We start from the raw sequence: 19356 nt of genomic DNA on the forward strand, positions 1-19356 counted from the left end.
GCCCAATTCAGAACGCTATGAACATACAAATAACAGGACTCACCAAGACATATCCCAATGGCCATACTGCCATCAAAAATGTAAATCTGGAGATAGGAAGTGGCATGTTTGGCTTATTGGGGCCTAATGGAGCAGGAAAATCCAGTTTTATGCGGGTGTTGGTTACTGTTCAGCAAGCCACAGCAGGCACTATCCTGATGGATGGTTTGAACATTAATGAGCACAGACAAAAAATCAGAAAACTGGTAGGCTACCTTCCTCAGGATTTCACCTTTTTCTCTAAGCTTAAAACCTGGGAATTCCTGGATTATGCCGCTCAGCTGTCAACCAATCTGAAGAAAAAGGATCGTTTAATCAAAGTGGATAAGCTGCTGGACCAGGTAGGATTGCTCGATGTGCGCGACAGAATGGCCAATAAACTTTCCGGAGGAATGAAAAGAAGGCTTGGCATTGCACAGGCGCTGATTGGCGAGCCGAAGTTGTTAGTAATAGATGAGCCCACTACAGGTCTTGATCCCGAAGAACGTATAAGATTCCGTAATATCCTTTCCGACTTAAGCCAGCAGGATGTCACCATCATCCTTTCCACCCACATTGTAGGCGATATCAGTAGTACCTGCCATAATATGGCCATGCTCAATAAAGGCGAGGTGGCTTTTAAGGGATCTCCCGAAGGCATGATAGATCAGGTACGTGGCCATGTTTGGCAGGTAAATTTAGATGATGAAGAATTTAATATCTTAAAAACCAAACATTCAGTGGTTTCCACCATCCCTGTGGATGGTAAATGGGAAGTGCAACTGATAGCTACAGATCAACCTCACCCTAAGGCTGTTAATGCCAATCCGAATCTGGAGCATGCTTATGTGTATTTTATGGAAAATGAATTAGGCGTTTCACTGGTATGATTTCCATTAAAAACATATTGACCATATCCCGATTTGAATCAAAAGTGTTGTGGAGAAACTGGTTTTTCAGAATTCTGGCAGTGGCGGGCATAGGATTCCTTTCCTTATTGTTCATATTAGAATTCTCTGAAGTTAATACGCCTGATTGGGACCAGCTTTCCAATAGCTGGATGATGCCCTATGCCGGCATGATACTCATAAGTATCCCACAAGTAGCTGCAGTGATTTTTTTAGCTACCGGGCTTATTAAGAAGGATAAGAAAGTTGATACTAACGAAGTATTCTTTGTAAGACCTATTACCAACCTGGATTATGTATTGGGAAAAGCACTGGCCCTTTTCAAGCTTTTTTTCCTGTTAAACATGGTATTGGTTTGTATTCCATTGATTATCAATATTACCAATCCCTACACCACATTTAACCCTTTGGCATATATCGTCTATCCGCTGCTGACGAGTATACCCACCATCATATTTACCACAGGGGTAGCATTTTTGGCGGTTACACTTCTTAAGAATCAGCCGATTACCATTGTATTATTGCTGGGTATTGCCGGAGTGCAGTTGATCTACTATTTTGATCAGTTCTCCAATATCCTGGATTTTATGGCTTTTCGCCTGCCCATGTATATTTCTGAGATCTCGGGCTTTGCCGACATGGAATTTGCACTTTGGCAAAGGGCTTTTTACCTCATTACAGGTGTGGCATGTTTATTCATTACTGCAATTTTTCTCGATCGTCTTTCCAGTCACAGAGTGGCTATTATTTCGACCGCAGTCATTGGTGTGGTATTTTTAGGCATCTCCTCTTTTATAATGCTTAGGCTTTGGGACATGCGACAGGAACCGATCAAATTGCGCCAGGAGATGATCACTGTTAACGGAAAATGGGCAGATGTTCCGAATGTAGATATAGTTTCGAATGCGATTGACCTGGAGTGGCTGGGCAGTAGCATCAGCGCCACTTCCGAAATGGTGGTAAGGAATATCAATCAACAACCGCTTGAGAAGGTTTACTTTACCTTAAATCCGGGCTTAATAGTAGATGAGGTTTTAGTTGGTAATAAGCCGCTGGAATTTAAAAGGAATCAGCATATAATCTCTTTGGAGCAGGGCTTTACATTAGCTCCAAATCAGGAGGTGAAGGTGCTGATAAAATATCATGGGTCGATTAAGGAATCAGCTGCCCATTTGGAAGTGGATCAGAAAAGATTTGAATCTGCCCGGGAATACTTTGTTCACTCCATGCAAAAGAAATATGCCTTTTTGCAACCTGATTATGTACTACTTACCAAAGACGTATTTTGGTATCCCGACATCGAAATCGGTTACAGCAGCAAGTCACCCAGAAAGGCAAGACAATCATTTATTGATTTTCAACTGAAGGTGAAAACGGCAGAAGGAAAAATGGCTATTTCTCAAGGTGATCCGGTAATAAAGGGAGACACTTATGAGTTCAATCCCGAATATCCTCTGCCTCAGATCTCCCTTGCTATCGGTGATTATGTGAAGAAGGAGATTTTGGTGGACAGCATTACCTATGCAGTTTATCATTATCCTAAAAATGATTACTTCCTAAAAGAACTGGATCAGTTGCAGGACACTCTGAGCTACCTGATCACAGATCTTGTCAATGAATATGAAGATGCGCAGAAACTCTCTTATCCTTTCAAAAGATTGAATTTTGTAGAGGCTCCGATCAGTTTCATGGCCTATAACAAGGTTTATGAAAGCCATCAGGCATATCTGCAGCCTGAGACTGTGTATTGGCCCGAGGAAGGAGGCAACATCAGTCAGTTTGACTTAAGAAGACAGAAGATCTACATGGATAAGCAGGCCAATGCTCAGAATCAGGTGCTTACAGACAAGCAAAAGCAAGCCAATGTTTTTAACGATCTGATAAAAAAAATATTTACCGGGCAAATCGGGGCAGAATATGTTTTTGATGGATATCATGAAGACGTAGCTGATTATTCTCTTTTTCCCAATTATTATGATTATAACGCTGGCATTGTCAGTCGGGAGTGGACATTGCTGAATCGCAGCATTGCCACCTACCTTAAGAATGAAAAGCCACCTCAAACTGATTATTCCAGAAACAAAAATGGGATCTCATTTACAGAAGAATGTAATAATCTGATGAGAGAATCTTCATTACAGGAAATCCTTTCCGGGGCTGAATTCAATAAAATCCAGAAGTCGGTATCATTGAAGAGCCAGTATCTTTTTTCCTATATAGGTCAACTGGTGGGAGAAAATAATTTTAAAACCTTTCTGTATAACTGGTTAAATGCACATCAACACCAGCTTACTCACTATGAGGAGTTAAGAGAGGCGTTGATTTCGGAATTTAGCTTAGACATAGATCCCATCATCAGAAAGGTGTACTCAGAGAGTGATCAAGCTGCATATGAGATTCTTGACATTCAGAAATATGAAGTGCTGGATGGCGATAGAAAGCGTTACCAGCTGCTTATAAAAGTGAAAAATTCAGGCGAGAATGATGGCGTTTTGGAAGTGAAATTTAATACAGGAGGTAATCTGATAGCCAATCAGGATGATGATGATGTTTTCCTGCAAAAAGTAAATAAAGAACTGGCGGAATCTACTGCACGGAACTTTGTACTCAGGCAGGGAGAGACCAAGTTACTGGGCTTTGTAATGGATGAAAAGCCAAATAACATTACTTTAAACACTATCATCTCCAAAAATATTCCATCAGAAATCGTGCTAGCCATCGGGCCTTTAACCAAACGTGAAGGAGGCGCCTTGTTCGAAGGAGAGCGCGTGATTATTGAAGAGAAAGCATCAAATCTGTATGAGATCATAGTGGATAATGAGGATTCGGAATTCAGCAGTTTCAGCCCGATTAAACCCACTTATTTAAAAGCTTACCTCGACAGTCGGAAAACAACTGAGCAAAAATATTATGGCAGCTGGGACCGACCCTATTCTTCGTGGCAGGCCACTACCGGATCAGAATTTTATGGGACAGTGATACGGTCAGCTCATTTCACCCGCTCAGGAAATGGTGAAAAAGTGGCCACATGGACTCCTGAAATTAAAGAAGAGGGCTTTTATGATATTTACACCTATATGAAAGGGAAAAACCAAAATGAATTCCGTGGGAAAGATGGCGATAACAAGCAGTTCTACTATCACTATACCATTCAGCATGCGGATGGTGCCGATAATATCACATACAATATTTCAAACGCAGAGCCGGGCTGGAATTTCCTGGGATCATATTATTTCAATCAAAACGGAGGAAGTGTTTCGTTGTCAGACGAATGCGGTCTCCGAACAGTCTATGCAGATGCGATAAAATGGGTTAAGCAATAAAAAATATATGAACAGTATTAAAGAAAATAAAACAAAGAGGTCCGCAGTTCATGGGAAACTGGCGATGGTACTCATGATCATTGGCTGCCTCATATCTACAGATATGATGGCACAGCGTACACTTACACTGGAAGAAGCCATTCAAATTGCCCAGCAAAGCAGCCCCACCATCAAGAAATCCATACTAAACCTTTATGGAAATCAAAGAAGCCTTGATGCGCAGCGTGCTGCCTTGAAATCCAGATTTTCACTGGATATCACACCCTTTGATTACAATAGAAACCGTAATTTTAATGACCTTTTCTCGCAGTGGAATACTAATGAAGATTATAACTCTTTCGCCAATTTTTCAGTAACCCAGCCCATAGTTGCCACAGATGGCACCATCTCACTCATCAACCGTTTGGGATATAGAGATAACTATTCTGAATTTCAGAACCTCAGAACAAAAACCTACAGCAATAATTTATACCTGCAGCTTGACCAGCCCATATTCACCTATAACCGAACCAAGCTTCAATTGAAAGAGCTGGAGCTTAACCTGGAAAATGCTCAAATAAGCAATGGAATACAACTTCTTAGCCTTGAGCAAAATGTGACACAATCGTTCTACAATTTCTACCAGCGTCAGAATAACCTGGAGATTTCCAGGGATGAATATGAGAATCAAAAAGTCAGTTATGAGATCACTTTAAATAAGGTAGAGGCAGATCTCCTGGCAAGAGAAGAATTGTACCAGGCAGAGCTGAATTTGGCTACTTCCAAATCCACAGTAGAAAATAATGAGGTGTTGCTGAGCAATGCAGCTGATGATTTTAAGCTATTGTTAGGAATCAGCCTGGAGGAAGAATTGGCCGTGATGGTGGATATCAACTTCATCACCCGCAAGGTAGATCTTAGTAAAGCCATAGCCTACGGTCTTGAGCACAGAATGGAATTGAGACAGCGAACCATCGACATTGAGCGATCTCAATTTGAATTAATCCGCACCAAAGCTTTGAATGAGTTTAAAGGCTCAATCGGCTTGTCACTGGGAGTTTTTGGCGACAATGTAAAGGCACCTGAAATATACGAAACACCCAATATGAACCCAAGAGTAGCTATTTCCTTCAGCATTCCGATATGGGACTGGGGCGAAAACAGAGCTAGAATGGATGCTGCCAATGCCAATCTTGAAATCAACAAAGTAGACCTGCAAGTGGAGGAAAACAACATCATCATCAATATCAGAAAGGTCTACAGGAACCTTCAGAATCTGGAGAATCAGGTGGCAATAGCTGAGCAAAATGTGAAGAATGCTAAACTAACCTATGATATTAACCTGGAACGGTATAAAAACGGAGACCTGACGAGTATTGATCTTAATAGGTTCCAAAGCCAGCTTTCCGAAAAGAAAAGTGCGCTTGCCGATGCCCTGATCAATTATAAAATGGAGTTACTGAACCTCAAGATCCAGTCGCTCTATGATTTTGAGAAAAATGAACCGGTTATTATAAGGAAATAGTAATTAGTCATCGGTAACTGGTAATTCAATGTTGGTTAGTTAAGACATGCTTCCTTCTACCCTCGGAGAAGGATGAAAGGATGAGGTCTAAAAAAAAGCTTAACTAACCGACATTGATAATTAACATTTAAATGCATAAAACAATTGACAAAAAACAGTAAACAAAAGTAGTAAGCAATAATGAGTAAATCTCAATACACACTACTTAATACATAACACAAAATATCAACATTCAAATTTAAAAATATGAAAAAGCTACTCAAATGGTTCACTCCTCTCCTGTTAATGACTGTTTTGTGGTCATGCAGTAACGAGCAGTCCAACATTCAAACTGAAATAAAGATTCCGGTATCGGTCGTGAGCATCAAACCACAAAGCATCTCGAGATTCATCGAAACTACAGGCACTGTCTATTCTTCCAAGGAAGGCACCATGAAGTCTGAGCTGGGAGGAATCTACAAAATCCAAAGAAACCCATCTACAGGAAAACCCTTCGCATTAGGTGATGCAGTAAAGGAAGGCCAAGTATTGATCAGGATTGAGGACAAAGAGTTTGTCAACAACCTGCAAATAGAAAGCAAAAAACTGAACCTGGAACTGGCAGAAAGTAACCTCACCAAACAAAAACCTTTGTACGACAAAGGAGGAGTTACCGAAACCGACCTAAAGAATGCCTCAATTACCCACGTAAATGCCAAATATGCATACGAAAATGCCGCAATTCAAATGGCCAAAATGGCTGTACGTGCTCCATTTGATGGAGTGATTGTGGAACTTCCTTACCACACCGATGGGGTAAAGATTGAGCAAGGTCAGCAGCTTTTTAAGGTAATGGAGTATGAAAAACTGTTGATGGATGTGAAGCTGCCTGAAAAACATTTACCTGAAGTTACCCTGGATCAGTTGGTACAAATTACCAACTACAATATTGCAAAGGATACTATTAAAGGAATAATAAGCCAGATTTCTCCTGTCATTGATGCGGATACCCGAACATTCAAAAGTGTTCTGCAAATCAACAATGACAAACATCTGCTCCGTCCGGGCATGTTCATCAAAGCAGCCATACTTTCCGAAAAGCGGGACAGCACCATTGTGATTCCTAAAGAAACCATTATTTCCCGGCAGGACGGCAAAGTAGTTTTCATAGTTGAAAATGGTATTGCCACAGAAAAGAGAATCACTACCGGGCTTGAAACAATGGATGTGATAGAAGTTGTGAGCGGTTTAAAAATCAATGACAGATTAGTAGTCAGTGGTTTTGAGACGCTAAGGAATAAGTCAAAGGTAAGCGTTTTACAATAATCGCTGATTTTAAATACCTATACCAATGTCGTTTAGTTAAGACCATTTTCCTTCTCACTTCGGAGAAGGATAAAAGGTTGAGGTTTAAAACCAAAGCTTAACTAAATGACATTGATAACCATACTCTAATGTTCCCATTATTTAAATCAATGTAATTTGAAAAAGATAGTCTCACTGGCCGTATCCTACCCTATTTCCATCCTGATGATGGCATTAGCCGTCATTTTATTAGGTACCATTTCATTTGGAAAATTGCCCATTGAATTGTTCCCCGATTTAAAGAATCCCACCTTATTCGTGGAGTTAAAGGCAGGAATTAAGCCCCCATCAGAAATTGAAAAGCAATTTATTGAGTCCATTGAGTCGGTGGCCATCAGGCAAAATGGCGCTATGGAAGTGAGCTCTATTAGCCAGATGGGCTACGGACGGGTCACCGTGCAATATGATTGGAACAAAGACATGGATGAAGCTTTCCTGGATCTTCAAAAATCGCTCTCCAGCTTTTCAATGAATGAGGAGATCGAAGAATTTGTCATTTCGCAATTCGATCCCAATGCCACACCTGTTATGATTTTGGGTATTTACAATCCTAATTCCAACGATACCGAAGCATTGCGCAAAGTAGCGGAGAACAACTTCAGAAATGAGATCATCCGGCTTCCGGGAATAGCCGAAGTGCGCCTTTCAGGTGAGCAGGAAAAAGAAGTGGTATTAGAAACAGATCCCAATTTGCTCGCCTCATTTGGCCTTACTGTGAATGACCTGGTGGCGAAAATACAGAATTATAACCGTAATGTGTCCGGTGGATTTATTGAGGAGCTGGGAAAAAAGTATGTAATCAAAGGACTGGGCATTATCGAAAAACCTGAAGACCTGGAAGAACTGGTAGTAGGCTATACCACTCGTCAAAACACAGCTACTAGTACGAACCCTGATGCTACAGAGGTTTCCACTGAAGTAGTGCAAACTTCTAACTCTCAACCCACAGCCTCCACCTCCGATCAGGTGCCCGTACTACTGCGTGAAGTAGCCAGGCTGAAAATCCTGAATAAAGAAGCCAGCAGCATCGTTCGGGTAAACCAGCAAAGAAGCCTGGGCATGTCAATATTCAAAGAAACTAAGTACAATACAGTCAATGCGGTGAATGAATTGACCAAAGTGCTGGACGGTTTAAAGAAATCCGTTCCCGGTTATGAATTTGTGATCATTCAAAACCAGGGAAGATTCATTCAGGGAGCCATTGATGAAGTGAAAGATTCCGGTCTTTACGGAGCACTCTTTGCCGTAATTGTTTTGTTTGTTTTCCTGCGCAGAATAGGTTCAACACTTATTATCAGCATCGCAATTCCAATTTCCATTATTGCCACTTTCAACCTCATGTATTTCAATGGCCTTACGCTCAATGTAATGACCCTGGGTGGATTGGCACTGGGTGCAGGGATGCTGGTGGACAATGCCATCGTAGTGGTAGAGGCTATTTTCAGAAAGCGGGAAGAAGGATTGAGTGTGATAGATGCAGCCATTCAGGGAACCAGTGAAGTGAGCGGTGCCATAACTGCCTCTACGCTTACCACTATTGTTGTCTTTCTACCCATTGTTTATTTGCAGGGTCCATCCGGAGAATTATTCAAAGATCAGGCCTGGACAGTGGCTTTTTCATTGATTTCCTCTCTGGCCGTAGCTATTCTGGTAATACCTATGCTTTTTACCCGAATTTTCCGCAAGGATAACACAAAGCTGGAAGAAAAACCGCTGAAATATAAAGCCTACAGAACCTTCTTAGATAAAGTATTACGCTACAGAATTGCTTTAATAGTCGCTTCCTTTCTGCTGGTAATCGCTTCCTATCAATTGATCGATATCATTGGCAGCGAATATATGCCACAAGCAGGCACCAAAGCTATTTCTGTGGATCTGAGCCTGACCAATGGCACTCCGCTTGCCAGAACATCTTCTACCGTAGACCAGATAGAAGGCCAGCTCCTGCTGCTTTTCGAAGGTCAACTGGATCATGTGTATGCACACATTGGTCCGGAGAAAAACCAGTCGAGCATAGAGAATGAAAATGTGTACGATGAGAATAAAGCCAGTTTGAAACTCATATTTAAGCAAGATATGGAGCTAGATATTGCCTCCGTTACCTCCACCCTTTCCACTTATTTTGATGGAATCCCAGGCATTGAAGCCAGCTTTTCAAATGATGAAAGTGCGCTTAATGCGGTGTTGGGCGATGAGCAGATGCCGCTGGTGGTGGAAGTAAGTGGTGCTGATTTCAACTCATTGAGTACACTCTCCGATTCGGTAATGCTCGTACTAGGCAATAATGAAAATGTTTATGAACCGGTTTCCAATCTGGAAGAAGGTGTGCCACAGATCCAGGTGGATGTAGATAAATACAGGGCCGGGTTAATGAGTTTGTCTATAGACGATGTCATTATTCAGATCAAAGACCAGCTGGAAGGCAAAAAAGCAGGCACCATTGAACGTGGCGGTGAAATGCAGGACATCATGATCAAAGTCCCTAAAATCTCCCTTTCCGGATTGGAGAACATGAGGATTAAAAGCAGTCAGCGTGAATTCCCGTTAAGTGAAATTGCCGAAGTAAGTGTGCAGTATGCCGCCAACTCCATTTACAGGAAAAATCAAACCCGGATGGTTTCCATTAGCGCAAGAGTGAACCAGGACCAGCCCTATGATCAAATTGTGAAATCTATTGATGGCTCCTTTGGAAAAATAGCTGTGCCTCCTCAGTACAAAATAAGTGTAGCCGGGCAGGAAATAAAACGTCAGGAGTCTATGAAAAACCTCACTTTCTCGCTGATCCTGTCTGTGCTCCTGGTGTATATGGTATTGGCTTCACAGTTCGAATCACTTTTACATCCTTTCACCATTCTATTAACTATTCCATTGGCTGTTGTAGGAGCACTTTTGTCCTTCTTTTTCCTTGGAATGCCACTCAACATGATGGCCTTTATCGGTATCATCATGCTGGCCGGAATAGCAGTGAATAACTCCATCATACTGGTCGACAGCATCAACAGGAATAAACAAAATGGTATGGCATTACGGGAAGCCATACTGGATGCAGCACAACGCAGGTTCAGACCCATCATTATGACAAGTCTCACCACCATTTTAGCACTGTTGCCTTTAACGTTTGGATTTGGAGAGAGTGCCGCCTTACGTGCCCCCATGGCCATAGCAGTAATTGGTGGGTTGGTAACTTCCACCCTATTGACACTGATTGTCATCCCCTGCTTTTACGAAAGCATTGAAAACCTGGTCACAAAGATCAGAGGTACTGTAAAAACAAAAGCTTAAGATGGCCAGGAACGGAATATTACACACGATCATCAAGAGAAAAGTACTCGTATCGATGCTATTCATCGGGTTTTCGGTGATGGGCTATATCTCTTATAACAAACTTCCGGTGGAGCTTTTCCCGAATGTGGAATTGCCTATACTGATAGTGCAGATAAGCCCTACCTCTGAGGTAGACCCCAAATATATGGAACGTGAGGCCATTGTGCCATTGGAAAGTGTAATCAGCACCCTCGAAGGTGTTGAGGAAATTACTTCCAATGCAGATAGCCAACAGGGCATGATTTTCATTTCATTTCAGCAAGGGGTCAATATCAAATATGCCTACCTCAAACTGGAACAAAAAGTCGGGGCCATCAAATCAGATCTTACTCCTGAGTTTATTGTAAATATCATTAAAATTGATACAGAACAGTTTACCAATACCTTTATGGACCTGCAGGTGCTCGGTAGTGGTGGTGTGGACCGTGTGAGAAATGTGACAGATCAATATATTACCGACCGCCTGAATGACATAGATGGCATCGGTGGTGTGGAAGTATTTGGCGGAAAGCAAAAGACTGTAGAAATTATCATGAACGATGCGGTTTGCGAAGCCAATGGCATCACCCCTAATACCATCCAGAATGTATTGTCGCAGAACTCTAACAAAAGTGCCTTTGCAGGACAGATAGAAAGAAACGGGCAGCATGTTTTCGTGAATGTAACTGCCGAATTAAAGGATATCAAGAATATCCAAAGCCTGGTGGTATCAGAAAAAGGACCTTTACTGCTCAGCGATGTGGCTGAGGTGTTTTTCGGTGTGAAAGAGCAGACATCACTAAGTCGGGTCAATGGAAAAGATGCCGTTTCCATTCGTTTATCTAAAGATACGCAAGCCAATCTGATCGCTCTGTCAGAGGTAACGCTTGCCGCTATTGACGCTATCAATAAAGATCTTGAAGGCTTCGGTGTGGAGATCGTGGTACAAAGCAATCAGGCAGAGCAGATGACTACCAATATAGACCAGATCAAAAACCTGGCAATTACCGGTGGCCTCCTGGCGATCTTTGTATTATGGGTATTTCTAAGAAGAATGAAATTCATCCTCAGTATAGCGTTGGCCATTCCTATTTCGGTTTATACTGCATTCAATTTTTTCTATGCTGCCGGCATTTCCATCAACAGCCTTACGCTTATTGGCATGGCGCTGGCCATTGGTATGCTACTGGATAATAGCGTGGTGGTGCTTGAAAACATTTATCGGCATGTGGTGAATAAGAAGCCAAAAGTAGATGCTGTGGTGGATGGTACTAAGGAAGTGATGCGGTCAGTAATTGCTGCAACCCTTACTACGGTCACCGTATTTCTGCCCTTTATCTTCTCTTCTAATTTTCTGGTCACTCTGATCGGAACCCATATAGGGATTTCCATCATTTCCACTTTATTGGTTTCACTGGTAGTTGCCCTGATATTAATTCCCATGCTGGCACATGCTGCCATTAATAAGGATGATCAGGAAAAGGCTCCCTTAATTAAAAATGCCTCCATTCGCCAGCGGATGATCCAGATGTATGTGGTGATTTTAAAATCCTGCTTCAGGAAACCCTTGCTGACAGTCATTGGCGGATTGGTACTGTTTTTTGTCACCATTGGTCTCAGTGTAATTGTCAGCATGTCCGGTCCCTCCGAAGTGGAAAAGACCAACATGAATTTGTTTGTCACCATGCCGCAGGGAGCCACACTGGCATCCACTGATCTCAGGGTGAGAAAGATTGAAGAAAAGGTGATGGAAATACCGGTGGTCAACAAAGTCATTAGCCAGATTTCCGAAGGTGATGCCGTTTTGACCATCTCACTGGTAGAAGGCTTTAAGGATTTGGATACCATTTCGGTGGCTGACGTGCAAAATAAACTCACAGGCATTGCCAAAAATTTTGAAGACCTGGAGATTTCACTGAATGAACCACCGAAAACAGGTGGCGGACAAGGTGGTGCCGGAGGTTCGGCTTCTGCTGATTTCGAACGCATGTTGGGAATCGGTACCGCTTCAGAGAGGATTGTGATCAAAGGTCAGGACTTTGAGCTGATGCAGATTATTGCCAATGACATCAACACCTACGTAAGTGGACTGCAATCCATCGAAAGCAGCTCGGTAAACATTAGCCCTGAGCGGCCAGAAGCGCATATTCTGTTCGACCAAAAGCGTATGAGCGGCAATAATATCACGCAACAAAATGTAGCGGTTGGCCTCAACGATTTTCAACCTTCCTTTGCTTCAGGCTCCAATTTTGTGAGCGGTGGAGAGGAATTTGAAATCACCATTCAAACGCAAAACCAAATCACTCAGGCTGCGAAGGAAATGAAAGACCTGAGGGAGATGCCTATTACCAGTACATCCGGTGTGGTACACTCTTTGGCTGATATTGGTTCAGTGATTTACTCGTCAGGAGAAAGCACCATTACCAGGATGAATCAGGAAAAACGCATTGAGATTACCTATAATTTTATCGATGAAGTATTAAAATCTGAATCCCTGTTGGAAGCTTCCCGAGTGGAAATTGATCAGATTGTAAGTGGTGTCAACATTCCATCCGGTATGGTAGTGGATGTGATCCATGATGAAGGACTTTTTGATGAGTTCTATTTCTTCATATTCGCAGCCATTGTCATCATCTTCATGATTCTGGCGGCTGTTTTTGAATCATTATACCTTCCAATCGTTATTATGTTCTCCATTCCATTGGCAGGTATAGGAGCCTTTTTAGGCCTGACCTTTACAGGCAATTCATTGCTCAATGCCAATACATTAATTGGTCTTTTGATATTGCTGGGAGTGGTGGTGAACAACGGGATCATTTTAATTGATTATTCCCGCATTCTCAGAAGGCAGGGTTATAATAAATACAGATCGCTCATGATGAGTGGTATTTCCCGCATCAGGCCTATACTCATTACTTCCATCACCACCTTTGTGGCCATGCTGCCACTGGCGCTGGGAGATGCAGAATATGTCACCAGCATCGGGCAGCCTTTTGCAGTTACCGTAATGGGCGGGCTGGCATTTGCCACCATTCTTACGCTGATCTATATCCCTACCATGAGTGCCGGACTGGAAAGCGTACTGGACTGGTTCAGGAATTTAAAAACTTCCATTAAGCTGGTGCAGATACTACTCATGGTCGCTATAGCGGCATTGATCTATTTTCAAATAGAAGGTATGATCTGGCAGGTGATTTGGTTTTTGGCAGCAGTTATTCTGATTCCCGGAGGCACCTACTTCGTGATGACTTCCCTGAGACAGGCCAATGCCAAAATGGTGGCCCCTGATGAGGCTATGCACATCGAGATCCAAAACCTGACCAAAGTGTATGGCAGGGATAAACGATGGATCAGGGAATGGAAAGGCAATAAGCGTTTGTTTGTAGCTCGCAATGAAGAGCCTGTTTCAGGCAAAGCCCTCCTGCAAAACCTGATCTGGCAGGGTGCTTTGATCGCTTTCCTGGTGTATTTCATCTACTTCTTCCTGGATAAAGCTTTCTGGCAATTATTCTTTATGATTTCGCTGCATGCTTTATTGTTATCTATTTTTAATGAGGCCGCGCAATTGGTACAAAAGAAAGGAAGGCTTATCAAATTCGCTTATGCATTGCTATACTGGGGATTCCCCATCGTGAGTTCAGCCTACCTTTACAGCGATATCAACGTGAAAGGCGTAGGGATATTCCTGATCCTTCTTTGGTTCATAGGCCTGTTCCTGGTACGGGTGTCCCGAAAACTTTCAGAAAACAAGGTAGTACTCCATGAGATTAAAGGCCGCTTTGCCAAAATGCGCAGGCTATACTATAAACTATTATTAGCCATTCCATTTATAAAACCGAAGCAAGCGCAGTTTAAAGCACTTAAAGGAGTAAGTCTGACGATTGAGCAGGGCATGTTCGGGCTTTTAGGGCCTAATGGTGCCGGTAAAACTACGCTGATGCGGATTTTATGCGGGATTATGGACCAGAGTTATGGCAAAATCTGGATCAATGGCCATGATACCACATTGCGCAGGGAAGAATTACAAGGACTGATTGGCTATTTGCCACAGGCATTTGGCACTTATGAAAACATGACACCTTACGAGTTTTTGGATTACCAGGCCATTTTGCGAAAGATCAGCCAAAAGGATGTTCGGGAAGAGCGGGTACAATATGTACTGAAGGCTGTGCATATGGATGAGCATCAGCATAAGAAGATCGGTTCTTTTTCCGGAGGGATGAAACAACGAATAGGCATTGCGCAAATCCTGCTGCACCTGCCTAAGATCTTAGTGGTGGATGAACCTACAGCTGGTCTTGATCCATTGGAGCGGATCCGTTTCAGGAACCTGCTGGTAGAGCTGAGCCGTGAGCGGATTGTGGTATTCTCCACGCACATTATTGAAGACATAGCCAGCAGCTGTAATAAGCTGGCGGTATTGATCTCTGGCAATATAGAATACATCGGCAGCCCGACTACCATGGCAGAGCTGGCTGATGATAAGGTATGGGAATTTCATCTGTCGCCAGAGGAGTTTGAAGCTGAGAAAGAAAACTACCTGATCGTTCACCACATGCGTGAGGGAGATCAGATTAGGGTGAAGTGTTTAGCAGCAGAGCAACCCAGGGCAGATGCCGTGCATGTGCGGGCTAACCTGGAGGACGCGTATTTATGGTTGATGAAGAGTCGCCCCCTTTAGTTCCCCCAAAGGGGGAGGGAAGCAAAGGCTAATGAACTCTTAACCAAGGTCTGTGACTCACAGACCTTGAAGCACGATGATATTGAGCAGCTAGTCTGTGAGCCACAGACCACGGTGCTAAAAAAGAGAAGGGAATATTGAGGACGGAGTATTTGACGATTTAACTTTCAATAAAATAATCCCCCTTAATCCCCCTTTATTAAGGGGGAGGGTGTACGGACACAATAAAATTATTACCTAAAATTATAGACGCACAAATGAAAATCGGAAAAAGGCAATATAAGTTTAAAGACAAATGATAATTAATATAGGATCTCTCCCCCTTTCGTAAAGGGGGCTGGGGGATTTTGCAGATGGACACAAAAAAACCGTAATAAACAAAAATGAAAAGCTACCTACTACTACTGTACAAACTCATCACCTACAATGTAAAGGTGATATTTGCGAACAAATTCGTCTACTTTGTGCTGGCGGCCTTTTTGTTTTTCGCATTCATCATCACCCTTACCATATTCGATGATCCCGAGTTCAATGAAGCCGCTATTTATGGCTTTTTGGTTTTCCCGGGCCTCTTGCTGATCTTCTATCCTATGGCTTATGGCATCCAGAATGATGATGATTCCAAGATGCTGGAGACCATCTTTGGGATTCCTAATTATCGGTATAAGATATACCTGGTGCGCTTTGTGTTGGCTATAGGCGTGGCGGGGGTGATTTTGCTAGTGCTGGGCAGCATTGCCAATGTAACGCTTTACCGTTTCAGCCTGCTGCCTATGGTCGGGCAGGTGCTCTTCCCTATCGGGTTTTTGTCGGCCTTGGCTTTTATGCTCTCCACCCTGATTAAAAATGGCAATGGAACGGCCATTGTGATAGTAATTGTAGCCTTTATCTTCTTTGTATTTGCCGAGGCCCTGGAATACAGCGTCTATAATGTATTCCTCAACCCTTTCTCAGAGCCTCGTGACATGAGCGAGTTCATCTGGCACACCATCATTTTCAAAAACCGCCTGTACCTGATCGTGGCCAGTGCCCTTTGCCTGCTCTATGGCATGTTTAATTTACAGTTTAGGGAGAAGTTTGTGTAGTGGTAATTATGTCCATCTGTGCGCAACGAAACAACCCTCTCAAATCCTCAAGATTGCCGCACTGCGAATTCCAAAAGCATGTAAATTCGCATGACGTAAAATTGGCGCTTCAACTTTCAATCATAAAAATCCCCCTTGATCCCCCTTTATTAAGGGGGAGGGTGTACGGACCTTTTGCTATTATTACTAAAATTAAAGAACTTCGGGATTAACAATAAATTTAAAAAGCATTGCTTATTCTCACGAGGACTCTCCCCCTTTTTTAAAGGGGGTAGGGGGATTTTAGTAACTGGAATAAAATTAAAATTTGGAACGTCTTTGCGAGGACAGAAGCAATCTCCTTATTCACGACCGAAAACGCTATTAGAAAAATATCGAAGCACAATTAGTATTGGTCTCTCCATAAGTAAGATTGCTGCGCTCGCAATGACGATCCTTAAGCCCTCAAAGTCTCCATTTCTTTTATAGTGGAATCTAATTTATCGAAGATGCCCCCATACATCAATCTGACATCAAATTTGTAGATCTGCCTGGAAAACAACAGCATCAATAGGGCCACCACCGCTGTGAAAATCCAGGCAATGAGCGGAACATCACCAATAAAAGTGAGATTTGGAAATTTCTCTGTCACTTTATTCACCAGCTCCTCCTGACCAGACCAGGTAGAGAAAATCATGTTCATCACAATCAGGAAATAAATAGGATAAGTAAAACGGATCACGCTGCCATTTTTTAATAGAGCAGTATGCAACCATTGTTGAAATGACTTCAAATAATCATAACTATTTTGCCCTGTTTCTACTCCTTGTATCCGCTCAACCTGTCTCTTACTAAACCATGCAGTGGCCAATAGTAAAACAGAAATGGCTACTCCTTGCCATAGTGCATCCAGCAATAAGTAGATGAGAGGTATGGCAATTGCCATTACTATAATAAGCTTCAGGTTGAATTGAAACCTGCTCTTTATTTTGTCAACAATATGTTGTGACTTTTGCTCGTACAGTTGGTTGATTTTCGGTAAATCTAAAGCCCCTTCTGCCAGGAAGCCTTCTTTCCACATGCTTTCAATTGAATTTTTCATCTAATATTTTTTTGAGTCGTTCTTTAATTCTCTTTATTCTTACGCCAATATTGTTTGGGTTGGTACCCAGAATTTCAGCAATCTCCTGCTGTGGTTTTTCCTCTAAGTAGAGAAGAATAACAGCCCTATCTACCTCTGACAGATGTTTAATGGCTGCATATAATTGATTAAGCGTCTCATTCTCGAATGCTTTATTAGTGACAGAAATTGAATCCGGCAACACATCGGAGGTAAAATGGATCGCTTGATTATTTTTCTGCTTCTTGAGTAGCGTGAGGCATACATTCAGGGAAATCCTATAGATCCAGGTTGTCCACGCGCACTGCTCATTAAAGCGTTCCCTGCTTCTCCAGATCTGCAGGCAAACTTCCTGATAGTAGTCCTCAAAATCTTCCTGAGAATTGGTATAAGCCCTGCAGATCTTGACAATGATGGCTGCATAGGGCACTATGGAAGAATGATAAAAATCGCTACTCATTATTTTTGCTTGTTTATCCAGCCTGAGACAGTCTCCAGCACTATGGGTTCCATGGTGGTTTCTATTTGAGCATATTCCTCCATAGCACCGGTTTCACAGAGCTGGAAAAGGTGGTTCATATTGTCAAATTCTTTAATGGTCACTTGTGTATTTCCCCCTTCAAGCAAAGCCTTCTCTATAACCTCAAGGTTTTGGGCACCCACCTGCACATCTTTTCCTCCATTGAGTGCCAACACGGGACAATTGACCTTTGCCAGTGTAACTCGTGGATCATAGCTTAAGAAATAGCGCAACCAGGGACGGGTTAACTGGGCCACTTGCCGCTTTGTATATTCTTCTTTGCTTATATCTTCTAAAACCACTTTATTTTTCTCCAGCTGATGGGTGATATAAACTTCCAGCTTATTTCTTAATATTTGCAAATCATCCCCATTATTTTTTATCAGCTCAAATATACCTTTGGTTACGGCTATTTCATTGCTGATCTTTTGTTCCTCAGTATTTTGCAGCTTCCCTAAAAGCTCGATTTGCTGTAGGGATATTTGCTCTCCGGGAACACCGGGCCCTGCCAACAGCACCACGAAATGCATGGGTATGTCAGCCGCTACGATAGGCGCAATAAGCCCCCCTTCACTATGTCCAATCAGGCCTATCTTCTCCGGGTTTATATCTTTCCGACTCTTCAGGTAGCTGATGGCCGCTTTCACATCTGTGGCAAAATCGGCACTGGTAGCCAAATCATGATTACCGGTGGAAGCTCCAAAGCCACGGTCGTCATAGCGTAAAACAGCAATGCCATTACGTGTTAAATGATCTGCCAACACCAGAAAAGGTTTATGGGTCATAAATTCCTCATCTCTATTTTGGGGGCCGGAACCTGAGATCAGAATAGCAGTAGCAAAGCTCTTTTTATTTTTGGGTAGGCTCAGTGTGCCGGCAAGTGTCAACTCCCCTGCCTCACTGGTAAAACTGACTTCCTCTGTATGGTAAGGATAAGGTAGCTTAGGCTCCTGGGGCCTTACCAGTGCTTTTTCTGCAATGGGTTCGGTTGTAAGATCTAATGGAAAGGATTGGCTGGCCTGCAGGAATTTCCCTTCTACCTTATTGCTCAATAGCTTTCCTTTGTATTGAGCACCTATACTGGTAATCTGCAAATCTAACTGACCCTCATGAAAGCCCACTGAACTGATGGGAATACCAAAGGCTTTTTGGTCCGGGCTATCCATGGTGGCCGAATAAACACCTTCTGATTCGGTTATATGGAAGACTAGTCGCATTTCCATGCCCTGCACTTTTAAGAGGCCATGCCAGTCGCCAGTAATTTGCTGTGCGGATACTAAAAAGGGGGCCACTAAGGCTAGCAATAGTAATTTTATCTTTCTCATAATTGTATGTTTTCTTAATTAGTGGCTTGAGATTGATAATCTTACAGGTGGGTGGTATTTTTTTTGGTTCTACCATAAATTTAATGGTATTGATGACTATGATTAGAAGAATCGGCCTTATTCATTTTAGGGATTTTGAATTTCTAATTGGATCAGAAACAAAATGTTTGACCGCAGGGAGTTTTTTTGTTTCCCAATTAGAAATTCAAAATGCCGTTAAGAAATGAATACAGCCTTGACTTTTTG

10 protein-coding genes are annotated in these 19356 nt (G+C 42.5%); 7 read left to right on the top strand and 3 right to left on the bottom strand.

Annotated elements, in window-relative coordinates:
- Positions 1 to 17 precede the first annotated feature (17 nt).
- The 7 genes from JKA74_RS19920 (at position 18) to JKA74_RS19950 (ending at position 16166) form a co-directional block, all read left to right on the top strand.
- The gene (locus tag JKA74_RS19920) at positions 18 to 908 is read left to right on the top strand and encodes an ABC transporter ATP-binding protein (RefSeq protein WP_201433006.1); all 891 of its coding nucleotides are present in this window, start codon (positions 18 to 20) and stop codon (positions 906 to 908) included.
- Positions 905 to 4249, top strand: a complete 3345-nt coding sequence (locus JKA74_RS19925) for a golvesin C-terminal-like domain-containing protein (RefSeq protein WP_201433007.1) — start codon at positions 905 to 907, stop codon at positions 4247 to 4249. The genes JKA74_RS19920 and JKA74_RS19925 overlap by 4 nt, the downstream gene beginning before the upstream one ends.
- A gap of 7 nt (positions 4250 to 4256) precedes the next feature.
- Positions 4257 to 5753: a TolC family protein gene (locus tag JKA74_RS19930; RefSeq protein WP_201433008.1), complete on the top strand. Its 1497-nt coding sequence runs from the start codon at positions 4257 to 4259 to the stop codon at positions 5751 to 5753.
- A 246-nt stretch (positions 5754 to 5999) separates the two neighbouring features.
- Entirely contained in the window at positions 6000 to 7058 is a 1059-nt protein-coding gene (locus tag JKA74_RS19935; RefSeq protein WP_201433009.1) for an efflux RND transporter periplasmic adaptor subunit, read from the top strand.
- A gap of 156 nt (positions 7059 to 7214) precedes the next feature.
- Positions 7215 to 10379, top strand: a complete 3165-nt coding sequence (locus tag JKA74_RS19940) for an efflux RND transporter permease subunit (protein ID WP_201433010.1) — start codon at positions 7215 to 7217, stop codon at positions 10377 to 10379.
- 1 nt (position 10380) lies between these two features.
- On the top strand, positions 10381 to 15081 hold the full coding sequence (locus JKA74_RS19945) for an efflux RND transporter permease subunit (protein WP_201433011.1): 4701 nt from the start codon (positions 10381 to 10383) through the stop codon (positions 15079 to 15081).
- 383 nt (positions 15082 to 15464) lie between these two features.
- Complete coding sequence (locus tag JKA74_RS19950) at positions 15465 to 16166, top strand: hypothetical protein (protein ID WP_201433012.1); 702 nt, start codon at positions 15465 to 15467, stop codon at positions 16164 to 16166.
- Between the two features lie 436 nt (positions 16167 to 16602).
- Here the strand turns inward: JKA74_RS19950 and JKA74_RS19955 are convergent, their stop codons facing one another.
- From JKA74_RS19955 to JKA74_RS19965, 3 genes are read right to left on the bottom strand one after another with little or no spacing between them, the layout of a single operon-like run.
- Complete coding sequence (locus JKA74_RS19955; RefSeq protein ID WP_201433013.1) at positions 16603 to 17247, bottom strand: hypothetical protein; 645 nt, start codon at positions 17245 to 17247, stop codon at positions 16603 to 16605.
- Entirely contained in the window at positions 17231 to 17725 is a 495-nt protein-coding gene (locus tag JKA74_RS19960) for an RNA polymerase sigma factor (protein WP_201433014.1), read from the bottom strand. Before JKA74_RS19960 ends, JKA74_RS19955 begins: the two co-directional genes overlap by 17 nt.
- On the bottom strand, positions 17725 to 19110 hold the full coding sequence (locus tag JKA74_RS19965) for an alpha/beta hydrolase family protein (protein WP_201433015.1): 1386 nt from the start codon (positions 19108 to 19110) through the stop codon (positions 17725 to 17727). Before JKA74_RS19965 ends, JKA74_RS19960 begins: the two co-directional genes overlap by 1 nt.
- Positions 19111 to 19356: the final 246 nt, after the last annotated feature.

The organism is Marivirga aurantiaca (genome assembly GCF_016679925.1).
GTDB classification, from domain to species: Bacteria; Bacteroidota; Bacteroidia; order Cytophagales; family Cyclobacteriaceae; genus Marivirga; species Marivirga aurantiaca.